The 20,662-nt window shown below is 43.5% G+C and carries 22 protein-coding genes; 3 read left to right on the forward strand and 19 right to left on the reverse strand.

What is annotated here, in order from left to right; genetic code table 11:
• Positions 1-47: 47 nt before the first annotated feature.
• The 8 genes from HMPREF2686_RS02260 to HMPREF2686_RS02295 form a co-directional block, all read right to left on the reverse strand.
• Positions 48-1,004 (reverse strand): ABC transporter permease, encoded by a 957-nt coding sequence (locus tag HMPREF2686_RS02260; RefSeq protein ID WP_021153355.1) that lies wholly within the window; start codon positions 1,002-1,004, stop codon positions 48-50.
• Positions 1,004-2,065, reverse strand: coding sequence for an ABC transporter permease (locus HMPREF2686_RS02265; RefSeq protein WP_003007621.1), 1,062 nt, complete (start codon positions 2,063-2,065; stop codon positions 1,004-1,006). Before HMPREF2686_RS02265 ends, HMPREF2686_RS02260 begins: the two co-directional genes overlap by 1 nt.
• Positions 2,058-3,593 (reverse strand): ABC transporter ATP-binding protein, encoded by a 1,536-nt coding sequence (locus HMPREF2686_RS02270; RefSeq protein WP_045759536.1) that lies wholly within the window; start codon positions 3,591-3,593, stop codon positions 2,058-2,060. Before HMPREF2686_RS02270 ends, HMPREF2686_RS02265 begins: the two co-directional genes overlap by 8 nt.
• 134 nt (positions 3,594-3,727) lie before the next feature.
• On the reverse strand, positions 3,728-4,789 hold the full coding sequence (locus HMPREF2686_RS02275) for a BMP family lipoprotein (RefSeq protein WP_031573707.1): 1,062 nt from the start codon (positions 4,787-4,789) through the stop codon (positions 3,728-3,730).
• A 75-nt stretch (positions 4,790-4,864) separates the two neighbouring features.
• On the reverse strand, positions 4,865-5,254 hold the full coding sequence (locus HMPREF2686_RS02280) for a cytidine deaminase (protein WP_031573704.1): 390 nt from the start codon (positions 5,252-5,254) through the stop codon (positions 4,865-4,867).
• On the reverse strand, positions 5,241-5,903 hold the full coding sequence (deoC, locus tag HMPREF2686_RS02285) for a deoxyribose-phosphate aldolase (protein ID WP_003001619.1): 663 nt from the start codon (positions 5,901-5,903) through the stop codon (positions 5,241-5,243). Before deoC ends, HMPREF2686_RS02280 begins: the two co-directional genes overlap by 14 nt.
• A gap of 17 nt (positions 5,904-5,920) precedes the next feature.
• Positions 5,921-7,198, reverse strand: coding sequence for a pyrimidine-nucleoside phosphorylase (locus HMPREF2686_RS02290; protein WP_061590810.1), 1,278 nt, complete (start codon positions 7,196-7,198; stop codon positions 5,921-5,923).
• Positions 7,195-7,788 carry a class I SAM-dependent methyltransferase gene (locus tag HMPREF2686_RS02295; RefSeq protein WP_049506550.1) on the reverse strand — a complete coding sequence of 198 codons (594 nt, stop codon included), beginning with the start codon at positions 7,786-7,788 and terminating at the stop codon, positions 7,195-7,197. Before HMPREF2686_RS02295 ends, HMPREF2686_RS02290 begins: the two co-directional genes overlap by 4 nt.
• Positions 7,789-7,878: 90 nt before the next feature.
• On the opposite strand from HMPREF2686_RS02295, the gene coaA reads away from it, so the two are divergent.
• The 3 genes from coaA to HMPREF2686_RS02310 all read left to right on the forward strand — a co-directional run bounded on the left by coaA (position 7,879) and on the right by HMPREF2686_RS02310 (position 9,717).
• Complete coding sequence (coaA, locus tag HMPREF2686_RS02300; protein ID WP_070449057.1) at positions 7,879-8,799, forward strand: type I pantothenate kinase; 921 nt, start codon at positions 7,879-7,881, stop codon at positions 8,797-8,799.
• A 96-nt stretch (positions 8,800-8,895) separates the two neighbouring features.
• Complete coding sequence (rpsT, locus tag HMPREF2686_RS02305; protein WP_003007640.1) at positions 8,896-9,144, forward strand: 30S ribosomal protein S20; 249 nt, start codon at positions 8,896-8,898, stop codon at positions 9,142-9,144.
• 66 nt (positions 9,145-9,210) lie between these two features.
• Positions 9,211-9,717 (forward strand): DNA topology modulation protein, encoded by a 507-nt coding sequence (locus tag HMPREF2686_RS02310; protein ID WP_045759539.1) that lies wholly within the window; start codon positions 9,211-9,213, stop codon positions 9,715-9,717.
• 33 nt (positions 9,718-9,750) lie between these two features.
• Here HMPREF2686_RS02310 and ldcB read toward each other — a convergent pair whose 3' ends face one another.
• The 11 genes from ldcB to HMPREF2686_RS02365 all read right to left on the reverse strand — a co-directional run bounded on the left by ldcB (position 9,751) and on the right by HMPREF2686_RS02365 (position 20,654).
• Entirely contained in the window at positions 9,751-10,530 is a 780-nt protein-coding gene (gene ldcB / locus HMPREF2686_RS02315; RefSeq protein ID WP_003007645.1) for an LD-carboxypeptidase LdcB/DacB, read from the reverse strand.
• A gap of 10 nt (positions 10,531-10,540) precedes the next feature.
• Positions 10,541-12,328, reverse strand: coding sequence for a TcaA second domain-containing protein (locus HMPREF2686_RS02320; protein ID WP_186822856.1), 1,788 nt, complete (start codon positions 12,326-12,328; stop codon positions 10,541-10,543).
• 66 nt (positions 12,329-12,394) lie between these two features.
• Complete coding sequence (locus HMPREF2686_RS02325) at positions 12,395-13,474, reverse strand: DUF6574 domain-containing protein (protein ID WP_070449061.1); 1,080 nt, start codon at positions 13,472-13,474, stop codon at positions 12,395-12,397.
• 319 nt (positions 13,475-13,793) lie between these two features.
• Complete coding sequence (locus HMPREF2686_RS02330) at positions 13,794-14,078, reverse strand: rhodanese-like domain-containing protein (protein WP_070449063.1); 285 nt, start codon at positions 14,076-14,078, stop codon at positions 13,794-13,796.
• Between the two features lie 20 nt (positions 14,079-14,098).
• Entirely contained in the window at positions 14,099-14,590 is a 492-nt protein-coding gene (locus HMPREF2686_RS02335; RefSeq protein ID WP_070449064.1) for a prolyl-tRNA synthetase associated domain-containing protein, read from the reverse strand.
• A gap of 12 nt (positions 14,591-14,602) precedes the next feature.
• Positions 14,603-15,187: a uracil-DNA glycosylase family protein gene (locus HMPREF2686_RS02340; RefSeq protein ID WP_070449067.1), complete on the reverse strand. Its 585-nt coding sequence runs from the start codon at positions 15,185-15,187 to the stop codon at positions 14,603-14,605.
• A 52-nt stretch (positions 15,188-15,239) separates the two neighbouring features.
• Positions 15,240-16,646: a dipeptidase PepV gene (gene pepV / locus HMPREF2686_RS02345; protein ID WP_070449069.1), complete on the reverse strand. Its 1,407-nt coding sequence runs from the start codon at positions 16,644-16,646 to the stop codon at positions 15,240-15,242.
• A 34-nt stretch (positions 16,647-16,680) separates the two neighbouring features.
• Positions 16,681-17,286: a nitroreductase family protein gene (locus HMPREF2686_RS02350; RefSeq protein WP_070449070.1), complete on the reverse strand. Its 606-nt coding sequence runs from the start codon at positions 17,284-17,286 to the stop codon at positions 16,681-16,683.
• Positions 17,287-17,434: 148 nt separating this feature from the next.
• Complete coding sequence (locus HMPREF2686_RS02355) at positions 17,435-18,277, reverse strand: metallophosphoesterase family protein (RefSeq protein ID WP_070449072.1); 843 nt, start codon at positions 18,275-18,277, stop codon at positions 17,435-17,437.
• A gap of 10 nt (positions 18,278-18,287) precedes the next feature.
• A complete protein-coding gene (gene uvrC, locus HMPREF2686_RS02360) occupies positions 18,288-20,123 on the reverse strand; it encodes an excinuclease ABC subunit UvrC (protein ID WP_070449074.1) in 1,836 nt (611 codons plus the stop codon).
• Positions 20,124-20,237: 114 nt separating this feature from the next.
• Positions 20,238-20,654 (reverse strand): hypothetical protein, encoded by a 417-nt coding sequence (locus HMPREF2686_RS02365; RefSeq protein WP_070449076.1) that lies wholly within the window; start codon positions 20,652-20,654, stop codon positions 20,238-20,240.
• Positions 20,655-20,662 lie beyond the last annotated feature (8 nt).

Raw genomic sequence — 20,662 nt, forward strand, 5'->3', positions numbered from 1 at the left:
AAAACAATTGAGAGGCTAGGACTTTTGTCCCAACCTCTCTCTGTGCATTATTTCGATTTAATATAGTTAACACCATCTGCTTTTGGCGCAACTGCTTGTCCAAAGAAGGCTGCCAAGACAACCATGGTCAAAACGTAAGGCGCAATTTGCAAGTAGATGGATGGGATCCCTTTAAGCAAAGGCAATTGATTCCCGATAACAGCCAAACTTTGAGAAGCTCCAAAGAAGAGACTAGCAAGCATGGCCCCGATTGGGTTCCATTTCCCGAAAATCATAGCCGCAAGGGCGATAAATCCAGGACCTACAATAGTCGTCACCGCGAAGTTAACAGAAACTGACTGAGCGTAAATGGCTCCTCCGATTCCTGCAAGAGCACCTGAGATCATCACTCCTAAGTAGCGCATTCTATATACATTGATTCCCAATGTATCTGCTGCTTGTGGGTGTTCACCAACTGAACGAAGACGCAATCCAAATTTCGTCTTGAACATGATAAACCAAGCAAAGAATGAAAATAGAATCGCAACCCAGCCGATGATGCTGGCATTGTTGAAGAAAATATCCCCAATGACCGGAATTTTAGATAAGACTGGAATAGATGTTTTCCCAAAGGCAACTTTGATATTATCAGTTTGTCCCTTGTTATACATCGCTTTGACAAGAAAGACTGCCAATGGAGGTGCCATCAAGTTCAATACTGTACCTGAGACGATATGGTCAGCACGGAAATGAATGGTTGCCACCGCGTGGATCAAGGAGAAGAGTACTCCAATTCCTGCAGCAACGATCAAGGACAACCATGGTGTCAAACTTCCTAACTCAGGCTCAAAAGTCAAGTTAAAGATAATACCTGAGAAGGCTCCCATAACCATGATTCCTTCCAGACCAACGTTAACAACCCCAGCGTGTTCTGAGTATGCTCCTCCGATACTTGTGAAGATCAGCGGCGCCGCATACACAATCATAGAGGAAACAAGAATACTTAAAATCGTTACAATACTCATTAGTTTGCTCCTCCTTTTTTAGCTGAACGCATCGAGATCATCTTTTCGATAATGTAGTGGGCACATACGAAGAAGATAATGGATGCTGTCACAATTTGAACGACTTCTTCAGGGATTGCAGCTGGCTTCATACCAACTCCCCCAATTTGAAGTGCACCAAACAAGAAGGCAGCAAATGGAATACCAATTGGTGAATTCATCGCAAGAAGGGCAACGGCCATTCCGTTAAATCCAACACTCATTGAGCTTGTTTGAACATAGACATTTGAGTAAATACCTAGACCTTCTGCTACCCCACCAATACCAGCAAGAGCACCAGAAATGATCATAGAAAGGATAATGGTCCGTTTTGCAGACATCCCTGCGTATTCTGCCGCATTCGCATTGAGACCAACGGCACGGATTTCAAAACCAAGTGTTGTTTTCTTCATCAAGAACCAGATGACCACCACTGCGATGATGGCAAAGAAGATCCCGATGTTCATTTGTGATTTGTCCGTCAAATTACGCAACCACTCCGTCTGGTAGACAGCGTTGGCTCCCACATCAATGGTTGAGTCCTTGTTTTTCATCAAGGAAGCTGGGAAGCTATGTATCAAGGCATTCCCACCATAGAGAACAATGTAGTTCATCATAATGGTGATGATGACCTCACTGGTTCCGAGATAGGCACGAAGGAAACCAGGAATCGCTCCAATAAATCCACCTGCAATAGCCGCAATCAAAACGGTCATCGGAATCATCAGTAAGCGAGGCATATTTGGGAAGGAGAGGGCAAACCAAGTCGCCATGATCCATCCTGCAAAAGCCTGACCAGGAAGTCCAACGTTAAAGAAGCCGGCCCGGCTAGCTACTGAAAATCCAAGAGCAACCAAAATCAGTGGCCCCATGGCACGGGAAATATTTCCCCAACTCTTAATCGAACCAAAGGCTTTTTTAAACAGCAATTCATATCCCCAAAGGGCATCATAGCTGAAGGCCCACATAATAATGGCACCCAAGACCAATCCTAAAAGGACAGACACCAATGGAACGGCAATTTGTTTTAAATTCTTATTCATTTGATGCTCCCTCCTTTACTTGTCCTCCTGCCATGAGGATTCCAAGTTCTTGCTTATTCGTTGTTTCAGGGGTTACGATCCCTTGGATCTTCCCATCATGAATAACCGCAATACGATCAGAAACATTCAAAATTTCATCTAATTCAAAGCTGACAACCAGAACGGCTTTTCCATTATCCCGTTCTTGTATCAAACGTTTGTGGATATATTCGATCGCTCCAACGTCCAATCCACGAGTCGGCTGGCTGACGATCAAGAGATCTGGATCGCGATCGATTTCCCGAGCGATAATGGCTTTTTGCTGGTTTCCTCCAGAAAGAGCCTTAGCTGGTACCACTTCACTAGCTGCACGAACGTCAAACTCTTCCATCAACTTCTTGGCATAAGAGGTAATATTTGGATAATTCAAAATACCATTCTTGCTAAGAGGTTCTTTATAGTAGGTTTGAAGAGCCATGTTTTCAGAGATCATCATATCAAGGACCAAACCATCCCGGTGACGGTCTTCAGGGACGTGCCCTACCTTCATTTCTGTGATTTGACGTGGACGTAGTCCTACAACATCCTTGCCTTTAATCTTAATTGAACCCGATTTTACCTTCCGTAGACCTGTAATGGCTTGGATCAACTCAGACTGACCATTTCCATCAATCCCTGCGATCCCAACGACTTCACCAGCACGAAGTTCCAGTGACAAATTCTTAACAGCTGGGACACCACGGTTTTCGTTTACAACCAAGTTTTCGATCGACAAGACCACTTCTTTCGGTTGAGAAGGACCTTTTTCAGTCTTAAAGGAAACAGAACGGCCGACCATCATTTCGGCCAAGTCTTGGTTAGTAGCTCCACCAATCTCGACTGTCTCAATCGATTTACCACGACGGATAACTGTGACGCGGTCAGAAACAGCACGGATTTCATCCAACTTGTGCGTAATCAAGATGATCGATTTTCCTTCATTCGCCAAGTTCTTCATGATTGTCATCAATTCTTCGATTTCAGCTGGTGTCAACACCGCAGTTGGTTCATCGAAGATTAGGATGTCGGCTCCACGATAAAGCGTCTTTAAGATTTCCACACGTTGCTGCGCACCAACGGAAATATCCTCAACTTTAGCATTTGGATCTACTGCCAAGCCATATTTTTTAGACAAGTCAAGGATATCTTGACTGGCTTTCTTAAGGTCCAAAACACCGTGTTTAGTGGTTTCAGAACCAAGGATGATATTTTCAGCAACAGTGAAAGCTTCAACCAACATAAAGTGTTGGTGCACCATTCCAATTCCTAAAGAAGCTGCTTTTGAAGGTGAGTCTAGGTTAACAGTTTTTCCATTTACCACGATGTCTCCGCTAGTTGGTTCCAACAAACCAGCCAGCATATTCATCAGGGTAGATTTCCCTGCACCATTTTCTCCAAGAAGTGCATGGATTTCACCTTTGCGCAACTGAAGATTAATCTTGTCATTTGCTACAAAGTCACCAAATTTTTTGGTAATCTCACGCATTTCGATGACATATTCATGTGTCATGGGGGTGTTTCCTTTCAAATCTATTTTTATTTCAATAAAATCTACTAGGGTTGCTAATAGATTTTACTGAGACAAAAATGTCTCAATTTATTAAAAGGAACGGCCCTTGAAGGTCGGGCCGATCCAATCAAATATTATTTTTCAGGAACTTTAAGAGACCCGTCAAGGATTTTAGCTTTAGCATCTTCGACTGCTTTTTTAGCATCTGCAGAAAGGTTGTCAGTTGTCAAATCAACTCCACCATCTTTCAAGCTATAAGTAATCACTTTACCGCCAGGGAATTTACCGTCAGCAGTTTTCTTAGCCAAGTCTTTTACAGATTCTCCGACTTTCTTCAAGCTTGAAGCCAATACAAAGTTAGATTTTTTACCATCTTTAGAAGTGTATTCACCTTCAGCTTTTTGGTCACGGTCAACACCAAGAACCCAAACTTTTTCGTCTTCATTTTTCTTCTCGTTCAAGTCTTTAGCTTCAGAGAAGACACCTGCACCAGTACCACCAGCTACTTGGTAGATAACGTCTGCACCTGCAGCGTATTGTGCAGCAGCAATTGTTTTACCTTTAGCAGAGTCACCGAACGAACCAGCGTAGTCTACTTGAACTTTGATAGATGGGTCAACAGATTTAACACCAGCTTCAAATCCAGCGCGGAAACGAGTGATAACTTCACTTTCCATACCACCTACAAAACCAACTTGTTTAGTTTTTGTAGTTTTTGCAGCAGCGATACCAGCAAGGTAACCAGCTTCGTTATCGGCATAAACAGCAGATGCTACGTTCTTTTGTCCTTCAATACGGTCATCGATGATGACATAGTTCACATCTTGGTTGTCTTTTGCAGCTTTTTTAACAGAGTCGCTCAAGGCAAAACCAACACCAAAGATCAATTTGTAGTCGTTAGAAACAGCTTCATCAAGGTTTGTCGCATATTGAGATTCATCTGTTGATTGGAAGTAGTCAAATCCGTTCCCTTTAGAAAGACCGTTTTCTTTACCCCAAGCTTGCAAACCTTCCCAAGCAGATTGGTTGAATGATTTGTCATCCACACCACCAGTATCGGTAATGATAGCAGCTTTCAAATCTGTTTTAGATTCTGAGTTAGCGCTATCTTTTTTAGACGCACGATTTCCACATGCTGCAAGTCCGATAGCAGCGACAGTTACTAGACCAAGGCCTAGCCATTGTTTCTTGTTCATTACTGAACCTCCTAAATTATTGTGCAACATTGTTGCGAAGTATTGAAAGGGTCAAAAGACCGCCTCACAGACCCATTAAGTCAAGTCTGTAAAGGAATATGGAAGTAATTCCTTGACCGTCATCACGACCGTCGATTTATCTTTAGATACTAAGGTTACAGGAAGGTCTGGCTCAAAAAATTCAGCCATGACCTGGCGACAAGCACCACATGGAGAGATGGGCTTTTCTGTTTGCCCGTAGATAATGAGCTCTTGAAACTCACGAGCTCCTTCAGAAACAGCTTTAAAAATGGCTGTCCGTTCTCCACAGTTGGTTAAACCAAAACTGGCATTTTCTATATTGACCCCTGTATAGATTTCTCCATCCTTCGTTAGCAGTACAGCTCCAATTGGGAAATGAGAGTAAGGCACATAGGCTTGTTTACTCACTTCAACTGCTAAGTCAATCAACTCAGTAGTCGCCATGAGCCACCTTTCCTTCCATGATGGCTACACCAGAAGAAGTCCCAATACGGGTCGCACCAGCTTCGATAAAAGCAAGAGCATCTTCATAAGAGCGAGCACCACCAGAAGCCTTAACACCCATGTCGGGTCCAACAGTTTGACGCATTAAGGCCACATCTTCTACCGTTGCTCCTCCAGTTGAGAAGCCAGTTGAAGTCTTCACAAAGTCTGCGCCAGCTAACTTAGCAATTTGACAAGCAACGATCTTTTCATCATCGGTTAAGAGACAAGTCTCAATGATGACTTTGACCAGCTTATCACCGCTCGCTTCGACTACCGCTTGGATATCTTCCTCAACTAGTGCTAAATTCTTAGACTTAAGAGCCCCGATATTAATGACCATGTCAATCTCATCGGCACCATTTTGAATCGCATTTTTTGTTTCACACGCTTTGACAAATGGTGTATTTGCTCCTAAAGGAAAACCAATGACGGTACAAACTTTAACGTCTGAATCGCGCAAGCCCTCAGCCGCAAAATTCACCCATGTCGGGTTCACACAGACACTCGCAAAATCATAAGCCTTGGCTTCTTCGATCAGCTTTTCGATCTGTTCTTGTTGCGCATCTGGTTTTAAAAGAGTGTGATCGATATATTTATTTAACTTCATACAATCTCCTGAGCTACTTAAGATATTATTTCAATAATTTCTTTAACGCTTTCAGCCCTTTCTAGTATTTTAACATTTTTTTTGAATTCTGTAACTCTTTCTTGTGAATTTTTTTCATTCATGAAAATGCGAGCAATGCGTTCCCCTTTTTTGACGTGCTCTCCCACTTTTTTGTCAAACACAATCCCTGTTTCATAATCGAGGGGATCCGATTTGACAGCACGACCAGCACCCAGGCGCATAGCAAACAAACCAAACTCCATGGCAGGTAAAGCAGCAATGACGCCATCTTGGTCCGCTGTTACTTCAAGGACCTGATCCACTTTAACGGGACGATGCAAATCTTCTAAGTCTCCACCTTGAGCCACCACCATTTCTTCAAACTTCGCTAAAGCTTGACCATTGGTCAAGTGTTCAAGGATGGCTTCAATCGATTGATCTACATTGGCCAATTTCAACATGATTTGCGCTAATTCACAAATAAACTCAGTGACTTCAGCGCGCCCCTGTCCTTTCAGAATATCCAGGGCTTCCAAAATCTCTAAACGATTGCCAATACTGGTTCCCAATGGTTGGCTCATATCTGTAATGACAGCGATGGTTTTCCGACCCACTGCATTTCCAAGATCCACCATGGTACGTGCTAAGCGACGAGCATCCTCAATATTCTTCATGAAGGCACCCTCGCCTACCGTCACGTCCAAAAGAATAGCATCCGCTCCAGCAGCGATTTTCTTACTCATAACGGAGCTAGCAATCAAAGGAATGGTATCCACTGTCGCTGTCACATCACGCAGAGCATACAAAAGTTTGTCTGCTTTTACAAGTTGGTCGGATTGACCAATGACCGATAAGCCGATCTCCTGCACCTGCTGGATAAATTCCTCTTGGGTCCGTTCAATCTGGAAACCCTTAATGGATTCCAACTTATCGATGGTTCCACCCGTGTGGCCTAAGCCACGACCGCTCATTTTGGCAACCGGCACTCCGAAACTTGCAACCAAAGGCACCAAGACCAAGGTCACCTTGTCTCCGACACCACCAGTCGAATGTTTGTCCACCTTGATCCCTGGAATAGCTGACAGATCAAACTGTTGCCCCGTTTGGACCATCTTCATGGTCATATGAGAGATTTCTTCTGTCGTCATCCCCTTAAAATAAACAGCCATAGCAAAAGCTGACATTTGGTAATCCGGAACTGTTCCAGCCACATATCCCTCAATCAGCCATTCAATTTCTTCCTTGTTTAAGGCAAGACCATCTCTTTTTTTCTGAATGATATCTACTGCTCTCATGATTCTTTCTCACTTCTTAAAATATAATAGCCTTTGTCTTTTTTTACTGTCTCACAATTGCCAAACGTCTCTTCCATCTTGGCCTTAGCGCTCGGAGCTCCTTGTTTTTTCTGAATGACAATGGTCAAGTCTCCACCTGGTTTCAAATGTTCAAAACTACCGGTGATCACTTGGTGGACCACTTTCTTACCAGCTCGGATCGGCGGATTACTGATTACATGGTCAAAGACCCCTTCGACTGCTTCATAGACATCCGAAGAAAAGATCTGAACTTCCACGCCGTTTCGGCTAGCATTTTTCTTAGCCAAGTCTAGTGCCCTCTCATTGACATCGACCATGGTCACGGCGACTCCCTGGGCTTTAGCTAGAGAGAGGCCAATTGGACCATAGCCACAGCCAACATCGAGGACACTTTCCCCTTCTTGAAAATCCAGGGTTGATAAGAGCACCTGGCTTCCATAGTCAATCATTTTTTTACTAAAGACGCCGGCGTCCGTATAAAAATTCATCTTTTGTCCCAATAAAACAACAGCCAGATCATGAATATCATGGGCTGCATCTGGGTTTACATCGAAATACATTTTACTCATAAGGTTATTTTATCATAATTCACTCCTTTTTTAAATCGTTTACATGACCTCTAAAAATTGGTATACTAAAGACTACAATAGGAGTGACATATGGACAAAGAATTTCTACATTTTGAAAAAATTAATCGGGAAACCTGGCAAAATTTGCACCGCAAAACCACCCCACCACTCTCTCAAACAGAGCTCAATTCTATTAAAAGTTTTAACGACCGCATCAACCTCCAAGATGTACGTGACGTCTACCTGCCTTTGACAAACCTTATAGGCATCTACAAGCGTTCCAAAGAAGATTTGGCCTTCTCAAAAGGTATTTTTCTTCAAAAAACGAGTGAGCGCCAACCCTTTGTCATTGGTGTTTCAGGAAGCGTAGCGGTTGGAAAATCTACCACTAGCCGTTTACTTCAAATCCTGCTGTCACGAACCTTCGAAGGCTCGACTGTAGAGTTGGTAACAACGGATGGTTTTCTCTATCCAAATGCTATCTTAAAAGAACAAGAGATCCTCAATCGAAAAGGATTTCCGGAAAGCTATGATATGGAATTGCTCCTTGATTTTCTTAATCAAATCAAAAACAACAAGAGCGTAGAAATCCCCGTCTATTCCCACGAAATATACGATATTGTCCCAGATGAGAAGCAAACGATTTTACCAGCTGATTTTGTCATTGTCGAAGGGATCAATGTCTTTCAAAATCCGCAAAATGACAGTCTCTATATGACCGATTTCTTTGATTTTTCGATCTATGTGGATGCTGCAGTTGATGATATCGAATCTTGGTATCTCGATCGCTTCCAAAAACTTCTTGCATTAGCTCAGAATGATCCCAATAACTACTACTATCGATTTACAGAGCAACCCCTAGAAGAAGTTTTAAGCATGGCCCATCAGGTCTGGGAATCCATTAATTTAGTCAACTTGCAACATTACATCCAACCAACCAGAAACCGAGCTGATCTGATTCTCCATAAGGCAACCAACCATGAAATCGACGAAATTTATCTCAAACGCTAGAGAAAATGGCCTGTTAACGGTACTTTTTTAAGGAAAAGCTATTTTAGGCTTGTCAAATCTTAACTTTTCATATATAATGAGATAGTTAGATTATCAATGGAGGTGAATAACTTGGCAAACATTAAATCAGCTATCAAACGCGCTGAATTGAACGTTAAACAAAACGAAAAAAACTCAGCTCAAAAATCAGCTATGCGTACTGCAATCAAAGCTTTTGAAGCAAACCCATCTGAAGAACTTTACCGCGCTGCTAGCTCAGCTATCGATAAAGCAGAAACTAAAGGTTTGATCCACAAGAACAAAGCTAGCCGTGATAAAGCACGTCTTGCAGCGAAACTTGGTTAATCAAGAACAGCATAAAAATCAAGCTCTCCGGAGCTTTTTTTGTGCCTAATTTTTTGAGAGGTGCTTATGAAAATCGTTATTATCGGCTATTCTGGCTCAGGTAAATCCACCTTGGCTGAAAACTTAGCTCGCTACTACTCCATTCCCAAGCTCCACATGGATACCCTTCAATTTCAACCGGGCTGGATAGACAGTGACCGGGATACGATGGAAGGTGAGATGAGACAGTTTCTCAGCGATCATAAAGACTGGGTCATTGATGGCAATTACTCTTGGTGCTGCTATGAGGAGAGAATGGAGCAAGCCGACCAGATTATCTTTCTCAACTTCTCTTGTTGGAACTGCCTCTATAGAGGGTGGAAACGATACCGCCGTTATAAAGGTCGGGTCCGTGAGAGTATGGCAGCTGGCTGCCCTGAACGATTTGACTGGGAATTCATCCGTTGGATTCTTTGGGATGGACGCCAAGCCAGACAGGTCACACGCTATCGGACTATCGGCCAAACCTATCCAGACAAATTTATCTCTCTTAAAAACCAAAAAGAACTGGATACGTTTCTAAAAAACATATAATAAAAAGGTTGGGATATCAACCCCAACCTTTTCTTATTTATCAACGTAATCGCCACCGGTGAAGCCATAGTATTCTTCCAGACTCAAACCTGAGTCAGCGATATCTTGTGCTTCTTTTCCGATATAGCGGAGATGCCAGCTTTCAGGCATGTAGCCTGTCACTTTTTCTTTACCTTCTTGGTAACGAACCACAAATCCATATTTAGCTGCGTTCTTGAGCAACCACTTACTTGGTCCAGGTTCTGTCACCAGATTCCCACTGGTATCGATCAAATCAAAGGTCAAACCTGTCTGGTGTTCACTATAACCTGGTCTAGCAGAATAACGATCTGCGGCCTCCTGACCATCTTGATTGACATAGTTTTGGTAGAGGCCAACTTGGGTGTCGTAGCTACGAAAACCACTATATTGGTCACTGATCGGATAACCTTCTGCCTGCATGGCTGCGATCAATTCATGAAGGGCTGAAACAGCTTCAGGATCTTCCCCTGGGTTAAAGTCAGGCGACAAGGGATAATGTTTGTTGGCGATCATGACCTCACCATATTTCCCTTTGACACTATAGTAGGAACCATTATAGCTCACACCAGAATCCACTTTCACATCTGACTTACCAGCTTTTGACGACTCTTCTTTGCCAGTTTCTTTTGACGTATCCTTTGCAGAAGACGTTTCTTTGGAAGACTTGGTTTGCGTTTGTTTGCTTTCTTCTTTTGCAGAAGATTTAGAACTAGTGGATTGAGATTGGGAGCAAGCTGTCAGGGTTAACAAGGCAACTGTCACCAAAGTTAATTTGGAAAATCTTGCTTTCATGGGGAATCTCCTATGATTCTTTTGTTACGACAATATCCGTAATCACATAACTTGCACCTACTTTTTTCAAGGTGTAGGTCTTGTACTTGCGGTTTTGTGAATCTGGATGGCTATCTGTATAATGCACGGTAAAGTCTTCATAAGTCTTGATCGTCACCACACCATTTTCTTCCGTGACACTTTGAATGTCCAAAGCTCCTGGAGTATAGTAGTCAATTTTAGCCTTTCGAACACCATCACCAGTTGTGAACTCAACCATGTCCTTGTAAGCTTGACTTTGTGTGTCATAGTATTTAGAGTAGGTGTTATTTCGGTTTGAAACGGAGCTAAAGACAGCGTCGCGGTACTCTTTCAAGAATTCTTCCGCCAAGGTCCGATTTTGTTCTTCTTTGGCAGCTTGCGCTTTCTTAGCATCTTGTGCACTCTTGATGCGTTTTAGGGTATCTTTGGCTAGTTTAAGTTCGATCGGATCGTTCTCACCCTCTTCAATCGTCACCTTAGCCTTCTCAGTTGTATAGGTTTCCCCATTCATGTTGAAGACAGCATGTACTTCAATTTCTTGATAAGGGATGCTATCTACTTCAAAGGTCGTGCTGGTTCCGACTTCTTTGCCGTTAACCACAACCTTCACATCCGTTGGGTTTTCAACTTCATCTGGGAACTCAACTTCTAAATTGCGTTTTTCAGAATTCAACTGCAATTCTAAGTTATTCTTGGTTGCTTTTTTAGGATTGAGATGGATCTTAGAAGTAACATTTCCGACCTCTGTTTTAGCAGTCAATTCCATTTCTTTTGTATTGTAATGGAAAGAACCAAGGTCTGTCACTGCATCTTTCTTCAAGGTCACCGTTTTATTGGCAGCCACTTTGAGTTTGGCTTGGTCCAAATTGGTCTTGACCTTGACTTGTACTGGATAGCTGGCTACACGGTATTCTTGGAAGATCCCAAATTTCTTGTCCGCTTTTTCCAAACCAAAAATTTTGTTTCCAGATTTATCCGTATAGCTGCCCTCTCCACCATTATCAATGATCTTGTTCAACTCTGTGCCGATATCGACCCCTTGATCTTCCATGCTGGTAATAAAGCTTTCGGCTTCATCCTTCGTCCATTTATCGTTATCGGTTGAAAGCAGGTCTGCTGCCTCGCGATAATCCTTGGTGTCCACTGCCTTAATGAATTTATCTGCAGTCACTTCGACACGTGTTGTAGACTGGAAGTAAAAGAAGGCTGCCACCAAAGCGATCACAAGGACTGCAATAGCAGAAATAATTCCAATTTTCTTCTTGGAAATTTTCTTTCCACCCTTCGTTTTAGGGGCCTTTTGTTTTTTCTGAGCTGGACCTGCTTCTGTGACATTTGGACCAGCAAAGATCTGCGTTTGCTCAGCAGCAAGTGGAGCCGTATACTCTTGAGTTGGCTGTTGAGGTACATATTCCTGTGTTACTTCTGTTGCATCTAGGGTCGCAAATTCTGCTTCAGGTACAGGTCCTACAAAAAACTCAAAGTTTTGACTTTTAGCCGCGGTAAATTCTTCTGCACTTGGCTTGTGGCCATAGGTTTCTTCAAAATGTTGCAACCAAGCCTGACGAGCTGCTAGAAGTGGATCGACATTCTTCACTTCTTCAACTGGTTCAACCACTGGTTCCTCGACAGGAGCGACTTCCTCAGATTGTGCATTTCCTGCGATAGACTGAATTTGTTTCAAATCAAATCCACAAGCTTTCCCAGCCATAAACTCTTCTGGTGACGGTTTGCGACCGATCACTTTTTCAAATAATTCAACCCATTTCTTTTGCATGGATCTCTTCTCCCTCATTATAAAATAGGGAAAGTGGGTTCCCCCACCTTCCGTTTTGTGATATTGTTAGAATCCAAAGTTAGAGAAATTTGGAGCACTTGGAATAAATCCTACGGCTACTTGTTCTAAAATACGAGCATTCACATAAATGACAAAGATGGCAATGAGAAGCAAGACAACAGATGATGCTACTAGAAGCAAGAATTTATCTGCTTTAAAGCTTGTCTTGTTCAATCCTTGATGAACGACATAGCATGTTCCAACAAAGAACAAGAAGAAAATAAGGAAGTTTACAAAGCCATAAAATTCATAAACTTTTACAAGACCTACTAAGAAAGCAAGAAGGGCAAGTGGCAAAGTGTAGACAGACAAACGTCCAAACTCTTCAAATGAACGACCGTAACTGTATTCCTTATCTTGAAGAACCACACGACGAACAAAGAATCCATCTATTTGGAAGGCGAAAACGCTAAAGAATAGGGAAATCAATGTCAACATAAAGGCACGGAAATCCATTCCATAACCACCTGTAAATCCACTAGCTGTGAAGAATGTCCCCAAGGTCAAGACAAAGGCAGTCAAGACATACTGTAAAATTCCGTTAAGTGCTTTTGGATTTTCTACAGCCGTTGGACGTTTCAAAGCTGAAAGGAACCAATTCCAGTAACCACCAACGGCTACACCAAATTGACTTGGTTGGGCAGGATAAGGTTGTCCTGGTTGACCTTGGTAAGGAGCTTGTTGATAAGCTGCTTGAGTAGGTTGTTGGTAGGCTTGTTGTGGAGCTTGTTGGAAAGCTGGCCCATTCGCTGGAGCAGCTTGAGGAGCCGGTTCTTGAACTGGAGCTGCAACTGGTTCTTCTGCAGGAGCAGCTGGCGCTGCGACAAACTCTGGGGCTTGTGGCGCTGCGACTGGTTCTTCAACAGGGGCAGTTGGCGCTGCAACAAACTCTGGGGCTTGTGGAGCAGCAACTGGTTCTTCCACAGGTGCAGTTGGTGCTGCGACAAATTCTGGGGCTTGTGGGGTTTCTGGAACCACTACTTCTTCTTGAAATTCTCCTGCAGCCAGTGCTTGAGCAATTTCTTCTGCACTAGCAGAACGACCATTTACGGCTTCGAAATAATCCAGCCAATCTTGTTTTGACATAATGAATCTCCTTAACTATTGTTTATACTAGGGTATTATACAAAATTTCTGAACCATTTTCAATGAAAGACTGGAAAATCCCTGTAATATCTTTTGAAAAACATACAAATTCTACTCATTTTTAGAAATTAGTAAAGAAAAAGAGGCTGGGACAAAAGTCCTAGCCTCTCAATTATTTTTGGATTGTAGAGCAAGACGCAGTGGTTGAGTGGGCTCTACTACGCTGATTTCATCAGCTTTTACAGCCCTACTCAACTGTGCGGAGGTGGGACGACGAAATCGAATTCTAATGAATTACCGATTTCTGTCCCACTCTCTCTTAGGATTCAAATGCATCCATGCCACCTTGAACGTTGGTCACATCATAGCCTTGCTCTTCCAAAAATTGGCAAGCACGTGCTGAGCGTCGACCAGACTTGCAGATGACATAATAGGGATGATCCTTCTCTAATTCCTGGTAGCGATCTGCTAACTCAGATAAGGGAAGAAGACGAACTCCGTCTAAGTGAAGGGCATCATATTCCTCCTGCTCGCGTACATCAAGAACGTGTAAGTCTCCTTTTTGATAAGCTTGGTAAAAGCTTGAAAATGGAATTTCTTTCATGATTTCTCCTATCAGGTATGTTATGGGAGGGTTAGAATTTCATAATGAAAGCCAATAGCCTCTAAAAATCGTAACAAGTCTTGGGTTTTAATAAAGATCGTCTTTTCGTTAGTATTGGGATGGAAAGTCATAATCTCCTCTGACACAATGTCTTTATCGAAATAGACTCGAATATCTTTTTCTTCATTGTTCAATAAACCAAATGGAGAAACCGTACCTGGCGGTAATTGCATTTTTTCAGCTAAAGAATCTGCTGAAGCCATGCGGATCCGGTTGGCTTCCACTTGCTCTTTGAAATCATCCATATCCAATGACTTCTGGTCATCCATGATGAGCAGATAGTATTGGGTTTTCTTCTTGTTGGTCAAAAACATGGTCTTGGTCCGGATACCTTCTAAGCCTTCAATATAAGAATCCGCCTGCTCCGTCGTGAATGCAGGTGGGTGTTCCACCACATCAAATGAGATTCCTAACTCATCTAATTTTTCTTTAACTTGTTGATAAGGATCCATCGTCGCTCTCCTTTATTTTTGAATGATCTTTTGAACCAATGCTTGCAATTCTGGGACCACTTCTGCCTCAAACCAAGGATTTTTAGCCATCCAGATTTGATTGCGAGGGGAAGGGTGAACAAGTGGAAAATAGGTTGGTAAATAGTTCTTAAAATGCTGAACCCGTTCGGTTACCTTGCCACTCACCTTTTCATGAAGGTAGTAAGCTTGGGCATATTGTCCAATCAAGAGGGTCAACTCAATATCCGGACACTCCTTGAGAAGTTGAGGATGCCACTTTTCCGCAAAACCTTTGCGAGGGGGAAGGTCACCAGATTTTCCATGCCCTGGGAAATAAAAGTCCATGGGAATAACTGCAAACAAACCAGAATTGTAAAAGGTGTCTTCGTCAACTCCTAACCATTCGCGCAAGCGGTCACCACTCTTATCCTTCCAATAGAGTCCCGCTTCCTGAGTCTTGAGACCAGGAGCTTGTCCGATAATATTGATACGAGCAGTTTTTGGAGCTGCAAAGAGTGGCTCAATCCCTCTATCCGTATAAGCTTTATTTTGAGGGTCTGCCATAATGGCTTGTTTAATAGTTTCAATCCTTGACATAAGTCCTCCTTCTATGGAAAAACTCAGCCAGAAAACCTGGCCGAGTAGTGGATTATTTGATTAATTCGTAGATGGCTTCTGCGTAAATAGCTGCTGCACGATAGAGATCTTCAACATCTGCGAATTCATTAGCTTGGTGCATGGTATTGACATAATCTGGGAACATAGCTCCAAAGGCAACACCACGTTTCAAGAGGCGACCAAAGGTACCACCACCGATCACTTGTTCGTGTCCTTTGAGACCAGTTTGTTTTTCATAAACACGCAAGAGAGTGGATACCAATTCATCATCCATCGGAACATAGTGAGGTGTGTGACCATGGGCTGACAAACTCACTGTAGCCACTCCATCGATCTTTTCAAGGATGGCTTTGATGGTTTCAGGATCTGTTCCTTGAGGGTAACGGATATTGAGGGCAATGGTATTGTCTGCTTGGCTTTCATCAAAATGGAAGACACCTGCATTCATACTCAATGGTCCCATTTTGGCATCTGTATGGGCAATACCTAATTTTTCGCCGGCAAAATCTTCGTGAAGAAGCGAAGTTGTCACATGAAGATAAGCCTTAGCAGCGCCACCAAAATCAAATTGGTTCAACAAGAGAGCCAAGTAGGTCGCACCATTAATTCCATCTTCAGGAGTTGATCCATGAGCAGATTTCCCGATAATCGTAACGGTATAGGTTTCTTCATCAACAGTTGAGATTTCATACTTGAGCTGGTGTTCCTTGGCAAAAGCATCTAAGAGGCCAGCAAGATCTGGTAGTTGTCCAGAAACGACTGCAGTCGCTGACTCTGGTACCATATTTTCACGAAGGCCACCTGTAAAGCTATGAAGATGGGCACTTCCTGTGTTGTCATTTCCAAAATGAAGGTACTCAGTGATGTTTCCTTTTTCCCCATTGATGATTGGGAATTCCGCATCTGGTGAGAAGCCAAAATCTGGCTCAGGAATTCCGACGTGTTTGAAATAGTAATCCATGTCGCCCCAGCCTGATTCTTCATCCGTACCGACAACAAAGCGCACGCGCTTAGAAACAGGGAGTCCTAGGTCTTTAATGATCTTCAAACCATAGTAGCAGGCCATTGTAGGCCCTTTATCATCAGACGAACCACGCGCATAGAGCTTGCCATCGATAATTTCTGGTTTGTAGGGATCCGTCTTCCAGCCACTACCTGCAGGCACGACGTCCATATGGGCAAAGATCCCAAGCTCTTCTTCTCCTTCACCAAAAGTAAAATGACCGGCATAATTGTCGACATTCTTGGTTTCATAGCCATCACGTTTGGCAATTTCCAAGAATTTTTCAAGAGCTTTTACAGGACCAGGTCCAAAAGGATGCCCTGCATCTGCCTTGCTGTCATCGCGTTCAGAATTGATTTCCAAGAGGCTGTATAAGTCAGCCATCATCTCATCGCGACGTTTTTCTACTTCTGCTTTAAAGTCAACTGTTGTCATGAATTCCTCCTCAATCTTCTATTGGCTAATTGGCTTAGCGTTTGTCAATGATTTCGTCCACTGGTAAGCGATAGCTTGGCTCTACTTTTTCAGCCGCATAGCCAACCGTAATCAAGACTTCCGGACGGAAACGCTCTTCGATGTCCAATACTTCATTGATTTTTGATTTATCAAATCCCAAGATAATATTGGTTCCAATGCCTTGGTCCGTCAAAGCAAGTACCAAGTTCATGGCAACAAGACCAGCATTCAAAGCCAAGTAATCACTTGTTTGTTGGGCATCATAGCGTGCAAATTCAGCAGGAAGATTTTGCATAAAGTATTGCAACTGCTCGTCTGTGAAGTTTTTCACCCCACCGACACGTGCAATCTTACGAGCACGTTTTTGCAAATCAGTATCTGTAAAGAGGGCGATGGTCACAGGTGCTTCCATGACTTGATCGTAGTTTGCACCATAGGCTAATTTTGCCAATTCCGCGTTTTTTTGACGAACGACCACAAATTTCCAAGGCTGGCTATTGTGGGCACTAGGGGCCAAGGTTGCGATTTCAATGGCAGTCCGTACATCCTTTGGATCGACCGGTTGGTCAGTGAAATGCTTGATCGCATGGAGTTTTTTATTGAGCTCTAGAAATTTCATAAGCTTCTTCCTTTTCTATTTCTGTTACCTCTATTTTAACACAAAATGAAAGAGCTTGCAGGGTTTTACAGCCTAAGATTGTGAAAAAAGAAGCAGACATTTTGAAGATCCGCTTCTTTGTTATAGGTTGAATACATAAGAGACCCATCTATGATTCATTAGAAAGATTGAAATAGGCAGCTACTTCCTTGGCATAGTTGTATTTCTCATTTAAGCTAGCTAGCAACTCACTATTATGGCCCCGATAGTTATCCTCGCGTCTCAATTCTTCGTACATCTCAATAAAGGGGAGGCCCTTGTCCTTGGCATCTTGGAGCTCTGCTTCATAGTCATAGGCCACCTTACGAAATTGCAGGTTGGTCACCCCATCTGCTTCGACATCGATTAGCGCATACTGAGCTCTGTGGTTTTGAATTGGTTCCCAGTCAAAATAAGGCATGCCAATAGTCCCCGGATTGAGGATCTGCTGACCCTGGCTGCCATAGCGAAGCAACTGCTTGTGGACATGACCGTAGATCGCCAGATCCGTCTGGTCATCCAGCAATTGGTCAAAGTTCTCCGTCGCATTAGCTGGACGCAAATCCCCACCATAATTCTTTTCTGGCAAATTGTGGGTCAGTGAAAAGCGAATGCCATTGACCTCCTTCTTCTCTACCAATGGAAGGGATCGAAGCCAATCAATTCGCTTAGGATCCAGTCCTTCCATAAGGTACTGAGTGAGGCGAAGGAGTTGGATCTCCTGCGGATCCTCAAGTCCGTACTCGCCATCCAAGGCTTCTAAGAGACAATCGTCCCAATTTCCCCGAACAGCCGCTGTGATCGGAATCGCATCCAGCAATTCAAAAAGGTCCTCTCTTCCAGGCCCCGGTAGCAAAATATCTCCCAAAAGCCAGTATTCCGTTGCGCCTAGAGCACGCGCATCCGCAATCACTGCCTCCAGGGCTGTCGTATCTCCGTGGATATCAGATAAAATAGCGATTCGATGGTTCATTTTAAACTCCTTATGATTGGTATGATTCAGAATCCTCCGCAACTTCCATCAAGAGACTTGCTTCTTCTTGCTTTCCTTGATGGAGCTTAGCTTGCACCGCTTCAGCCACTGCTCGTGGGATGCCAACTGTGACGATCTCATCTACAGTAGCTTCTTTGATTTTGGTCAGTGACTTGAAGTGTTTCATCAGCAACTGCTTGCGTTTTGGTCCCAAGCCTTCGATCCCATCCAGCTGGGAGGAGAAGGAATTCTTAGACCGAAGCTGGCGGTGGAAGGTGATGGCGAAACGGTGGACCTCATCCTGGATCCGTTGCAGGAGGAAAAATTCCTGCGAGGTTCGAGAAAGTTCGATGACTTGGAGAGGATCACCGAAGAGCAATTCATGGGTTTGGTGCTTGTCATTCTTTTGCAGGCCTGCGATGGGAATGTCCAGCCCCAACTCTTCTTGGATGACTTGCTTAGCGACATTAACCTGGCCCTGACCCCCATCGATGACGATTAGATCTGGTGGCGTCAAGCCATCCCGCATGACCCGACTGTAGCGTCTGCGAATGACCTCCCGCATGCTGGCATAGTCATCTGGTCCGACAACGGTCTTGATCTTGTACTTGCGGTAGTCCTTTTTACTTGGCTTCCCATTGACAAAGACCACCATGGCAGAAACGGGACTGGTCCCCATGATGTTGGAGTTGTCAAAGGACTCAATACGCACAGGAGTTGGGATTTGCAGGAGTTTTCCAAGGTTTTCAATAGCACCTTGGGTCTTCTCCATGGATTTTTCAAGGAGATTGAACTTCTGCTCCAGACTGACACGCGCATTTTTAATAGCCAGATTGACCAACTGCTTCTTCTCCCCACGCTGGGGCTTGAGGACCTTGGTATCCACTAGGGCCTTGACCGCTTCCTCATCGATATCCTGAGGGATCAGGATTTCATTGGGGATCAGGTGGGATTTCTCCTGGTAAAACTGCCCCACATAGGTCAAAAAATCCTCGTCCGGATCATTGTAGTAAGGAAAAAGGTTGACGTCGCGCTCGATCAGCTTACCCTGACGGACAAAGAAGACCTGCACACACATCCAGCCTTTGTCCACGTAGTAGCCAAAGACATCCCGGTTCTGCAAATCCTTGGCCATGACCCGCTGTTTGGTCCGCAGGGTCCCAATAGCCTGGATCAGATCCCGATACTCGGCCGCCCGCTCGAATTCCATATTTTGCGCAGCGGTAGTCATCTTGAGCTTGAGCTCATCGATAATCTTGTCATCCTGCCCCTTGAGGAAATCAGAGACCTCCTGGGCCATGCCCTTGAAATAGGCCTCGTCCTTGTGGCAAACCGTGTGGGCCATACATTGCCCTAAATGGTAGTAAAAGCAGACTTTGGAAGGCGGATTGGTACACTTGCGGAAAGGGAAAATCCGGTCCAAAAGTCGTTTGATCTCATTGGCTGCTCCCACATCTGGATAGGGACCGAAATAGAGACCACCATCCTTTTTGACCTGGCGCGTGATGATAAGGCGCGGATAGCGCTCATTGGTAATCTTGATGAAGGGATAGGACTTGTCGTCCTTGAGCATGATATTGTACTTGGGCTTGTTCTCCTTGATGAGGTTGATCTCAAGAAGCAAGGCCTCAATATTGGACTCAGTGACGATAAACTCAAAATCCACAATCTCAGATACCAGTGCTTCCGTCTTAGTATCGTGGCTTCCTCTGAAATAGGACCGCACCCGATTGCGAAGATTCTTGGCCTTCCCCACATAGATGATGGTTCCGTTCTTGTCTTTGTGAATGTAACAGCCCGGACTCGTCGGCAAAAGCTCGAGCTTGGATTTAATCAAGTTATTCATACTCTCTATTATAGCAAAAAAGAGAGGGGTTAGCCTCTCTCTAATATGTTTGTATTATTATCCACCTTCACCAATTTAAAAATAATTTTTAAATGATATATCAGACCCTCATCCTCAATCCTTTATTTTCACTTGCCCTTTTTCGTATCCCGAATACCAACTACTATTTGGACTGACATACTCAGGTAATTCCTTTTGTGGCTGATCTCCTGAAAGGGTTAAAAGTCCATCATATATCATACAAGAATACTTCTCTGAATCTCTAACAAATTCATTATTTTCAGTATCATATGAGTAAGTATGCTCTGAACTACCTTCCTTTATGGTGATCTGCTCTCCTTCTATTTTTATCCATGAAGTTTTATCTAGGGAGGCTGTTTTAGTAGATTCATTTTTTACTGTCAGATAGTATATTCCATCTTTTGATTTCATCTCATCAAGGGTAATCCTGATAATCCCTATAATCATCAGTGCAGGGATTATCAACAGGATCCATTTCCATTTTTTAGATTTTTTTTCATCAGTAACCATTACTCCAT

The sequence above is a fragment of the Streptococcus sp. HMSC057G03 genome, assembly GCF_001808745.1.
Taxonomy (GTDB): Bacteria; Bacillota; Bacilli; order Lactobacillales; family Streptococcaceae; genus Streptococcus; species Streptococcus parasanguinis_Z.

Bases quoted from the DNA above. Each gene is read 5' to 3' on its own strand.
- HMPREF2686_RS02335 (WP_070449064.1), bottom strand. From the start codon at position 14,590: ATGGATCCTTATCAACAAGTTAAAGAAAAATTAGATGAGTTAGGAATC.
- rpsT (WP_003007640.1), top strand. From the start codon at position 8,896: ATGGAGGTGAATAACTTGGCAAACATTAAATCAGCTATCAAACGCGCT.
- HMPREF2686_RS02350 (WP_070449070.1), bottom strand. From the start codon at position 17,286: ATGAAATTTCTAGAGCTCAATAAAAAACTCCATGCGATCAAGCATTTC.
- uvrC (WP_070449074.1), bottom strand. From the start codon at position 20,123: ATGAATAACTTGATTAAATCCAAGCTCGAGCTTTTGCCGACGAGTCCG.
- HMPREF2686_RS02265 (WP_003007621.1), bottom strand. From the start codon at position 2,065: ATGAATAAGAATTTAAAACAAATTGCCGTTCCATTGGTGTCTGTCCTT.
- HMPREF2686_RS02290 (WP_061590810.1), bottom strand. From the start codon at position 7,198: ATGAGAGCAGTAGATATCATTCAGAAAAAAAGAGATGGTCTTGCCTTA.
- ldcB (WP_003007645.1), bottom strand. From the start codon at position 10,530: ATGAAAGCAAGATTTTCCAAATTAACTTTGGTGACAGTTGCCTTGTTA.
- coaA (WP_070449057.1), top strand. From the start codon at position 7,879: ATGGACAAAGAATTTCTACATTTTGAAAAAATTAATCGGGAAACCTGG.
- HMPREF2686_RS02355 (WP_070449072.1), bottom strand. From the start codon at position 18,277: ATGAACCATCGAATCGCTATTTTATCTGATATCCACGGAGATACGACA.
- HMPREF2686_RS02260 (WP_021153355.1), bottom strand. From the start codon at position 1,004: ATGAGTATTGTAACGATTTTAAGTATTCTTGTTTCCTCTATGATTGTG.
- HMPREF2686_RS02275 (WP_031573707.1), bottom strand. From the start codon at position 4,789: ATGAACAAGAAACAATGGCTAGGCCTTGGTCTAGTAACTGTCGCTGCT.
- HMPREF2686_RS02320 (WP_186822856.1), bottom strand. From the start codon at position 12,328: ATGCAAAAGAAATGGGTTGAATTATTTGAAAAAGTGATCGGTCGCAAA.
- HMPREF2686_RS02330 (WP_070449063.1), bottom strand. From the start codon at position 14,078: ATGAAAGAAATTCCATTTTCAAGCTTTTACCAAGCTTATCAAAAAGGA.
- deoC (WP_003001619.1), bottom strand. From the start codon at position 5,903: ATGAAGTTAAATAAATATATCGATCACACTCTTTTAAAACCAGATGCG.
- HMPREF2686_RS02295 (WP_049506550.1), bottom strand. From the start codon at position 7,788: ATGAGTAAAATGTATTTCGATGTAAACCCAGATGCAGCCCATGATATT.
- HMPREF2686_RS02310 (WP_045759539.1), top strand. From the start codon at position 9,211: ATGAAAATCGTTATTATCGGCTATTCTGGCTCAGGTAAATCCACCTTG.
- HMPREF2686_RS02325 (WP_070449061.1), bottom strand. From the start codon at position 13,474: ATGTCAAAACAAGATTGGCTGGATTATTTCGAAGCCGTAAATGGTCGT.
- HMPREF2686_RS02280 (WP_031573704.1), bottom strand. From the start codon at position 5,254: ATGGCGACTACTGAGTTGATTGACTTAGCAGTTGAAGTGAGTAAACAA.
- HMPREF2686_RS02340 (WP_070449067.1), bottom strand. From the start codon at position 15,187: ATGTCAAGGATTGAAACTATTAAACAAGCCATTATGGCAGACCCTCAA.
- HMPREF2686_RS02270 (WP_045759536.1), bottom strand. From the start codon at position 3,593: ATGACACATGAATATGTCATCGAAATGCGTGAGATTACCAAAAAATTT.
- pepV (WP_070449069.1), bottom strand. From the start codon at position 16,646: ATGACAACAGTTGACTTTAAAGCAGAAGTAGAAAAACGTCGCGATGAG.
- HMPREF2686_RS02365 (WP_070449076.1), bottom strand. From the start codon at position 20,654: ATGGTTACTGATGAAAAAAAATCTAAAAAATGGAAATGGATCCTGTTG.